General features: G+C 69.9%; 2 protein-coding genes. Both read right to left on the minus strand.

What is annotated here, in order from left to right; translation table 11 throughout:
* On the minus strand, positions 1 to 1,206 hold a 1,206-nt coding region (gene ltrA / locus VF468_31065), incomplete at its 3' end, for a group II intron reverse transcriptase/maturase (protein HEX5882726.1).
* A gap of 651 nt (positions 1,207 to 1,857) precedes the next feature.
* Positions 1,858 to 2,180, minus strand: a 323-nt coding sequence (locus VF468_31070) for a hypothetical protein (protein HEX5882727.1), incomplete at its 5' end; no start/stop codon positions are given.

Below are 2,180 nucleotides of genomic sequence, written 5' to 3' on the forward strand. Positions count from 1 at the left end.
GCGGTGCCGGTGCATCACCATGCGGACGACACGCCACCAGACGAAGGCCCGGAGGTTGTCGAAGGTGTGCTTGGCCACCGCATGCTTGAAGTAGTTGGCCCACCCGCGCTGGATCTGGTTGATCCGGGTCAGCGCGGTCCTGTAGTCGAGTTGGGACAACCTGCGGGTCAGTGATCGAATCTTCCGTTTGAACTCGCGGACTGGTTTGTCGGCGATGAACGTGTAGACGTACCACTTGCCCGTTCCCCGTTTCCGCTTCCAGACGATCCGGAAGCCGAGGAAGTCGAACCCGTCGCGCATATGCACCACCCGGGTCTTGGCTGCTGAGAGCCGCAGACCCATCGGGGCGAGCACCCCTGCCGCCTCTTCTCGTACCGCCTCGACGTTGTCCCGGCTGCCGTGGACCAAGACGACGAAGTCGTCGGCGTAGCGGACCAGCCGCCACGTCCCCCGTCCACGCAGCCGTCGGGTGGCACGGTGCTGCGGGCTCCACGACCGCCACTGGTTGTCGAAGTGCTCGTCGAGCACCGACAGGGCGATGTTGGCCAGCAGCGGCGAAAGGATGCCGCCCTGCGGGGTGCCGGTTTCGGTGTCCTCGAGGTCGCCGAGCTCGGTCATGATCCCGGCCTTGAGGAACGCCTTCACCAGGGCCAGCACACGCTTGTCCTTGACCCGGTCCCGCACCCGGCCCATCAGGGCGGTGTGGTCGATGGAGTCAAAGCACGCCTCGATGTCGGCGTCGAGCACCCAACGGTAACCCTGGGTGCCGCGATGCTGGATCTCGGCGATCGCGTCGTGTGCCCGCCGGTTGGGTCGGAACCCGTACGAGCACGGCACGAAGTCCGCCTCGAAGATCGGTTCCAGCACCAGTTTCAGCGCCGCCTGCACGACCCGATCCGCGATGGTCGGGATGCCCAGCCGGCGCAGCTTCCCACCGGTCTTGGGGATCATCCGTTCCGCCACCGGCAGCGGCTGGTACTGCCGCGCCTTCAACCGGACCCGGATGTCGTCCAGGAACGCCTCCACACCCGCCGCCCGGATCCGGGAGACGGTCGCGCCGTCCACCCCCGGGGTGCGGGCCCCGACGTTGCCCGCGACCCGGGCGAACGCCATGGTCAGCGTCGCCGGGTCGTGCACCAGGTTGTACAGATCATTGAAGCGACGGCCGGGATCGGCCCTCGCCCACCGGTGCAGCTTGGTCTGCATCTTCTGTACCAGGTAGTCGGCCCACTCCGGGTCCGGCCATCCGACCGCGGTGTTCACCGCGGTGTCTTCAGACATTGCAGTCCCTCCGTGCTGATCTCGCTGCCGCCCTTCGCCATGTGGCCGGCTCTCCCGGCCCCGGACTACTACGGCGGCTCCGCCCCGTCCCGGCCCGATCGGCCGACGGTGCACCCAGCCCCTTCCCCGCGCCGGCTGCGCGGACGGAGCGAGAGCCGAGACGGTTCCCGTGTTCACTGATCGATCGCTCGTCGAAGGAGGCGCCCGGCTCTACCCCCGCGGCATCGCCACGGCTACCCCGCAGCACATCACCGTGGCCTCCCGGCCCGGGATTCACAGCCCAGCCAGAAGTTCCCCGCCCGTCGGGGCGGGTACGCGCCGCTCCCAGCCCGCATCCGTCAGGTTCGAGCTGGTACACCATTAGGCGGCTTCACACACCGGTTCCTCGCGTACACCTCTTCGACTCGCCCAACCGGACCCGCACCATCTGACGGTGCTGGCGCGTCCCGGCCTTGTCGGGGGCCGCTTGCCACCCTCCCCGGCACCTCCCGGGTCGGGCTGCCCCCCGGCTACGCAGCCCTGCTGCGTCAGGGACTGCGGCGAAGGCCTCTCACCTCCACTCGACCAACCAGCGCCTCACGGCGCACATGAAATCTCGGTGAACCTGAACGGCACCTCGCACCCCGGGAACGCGCAACACCCGAACACCGTGGCCAGCGCCCGGCGCTGCCGGCGCACCGCCAGCCGGGCCCGGCGCCCCACGTCCAGCGGCAGCCCGGTCGCGGTGTCGGTGATCACCCGGGTCAGATCACCGTCGCAGATCAGCCGGTGCGCGGTCGGCGACGGCACCGCCCCGAACCGGGCCAGCAGCGGGCCGGGGGCGCCGGGCACCCCGGCCAGCCACTCCAACCCCACCGTCAGCGCCACCTGCGGACGCAGCCGCCCGCCGCGCCGGAACC

Source organism: Actinomycetota bacterium (assembly GCA_036280995.1).
Lineage (GTDB): Bacteria > Actinomycetota > CALGFH01 > CALGFH01 > CALGFH01 > CALGFH01.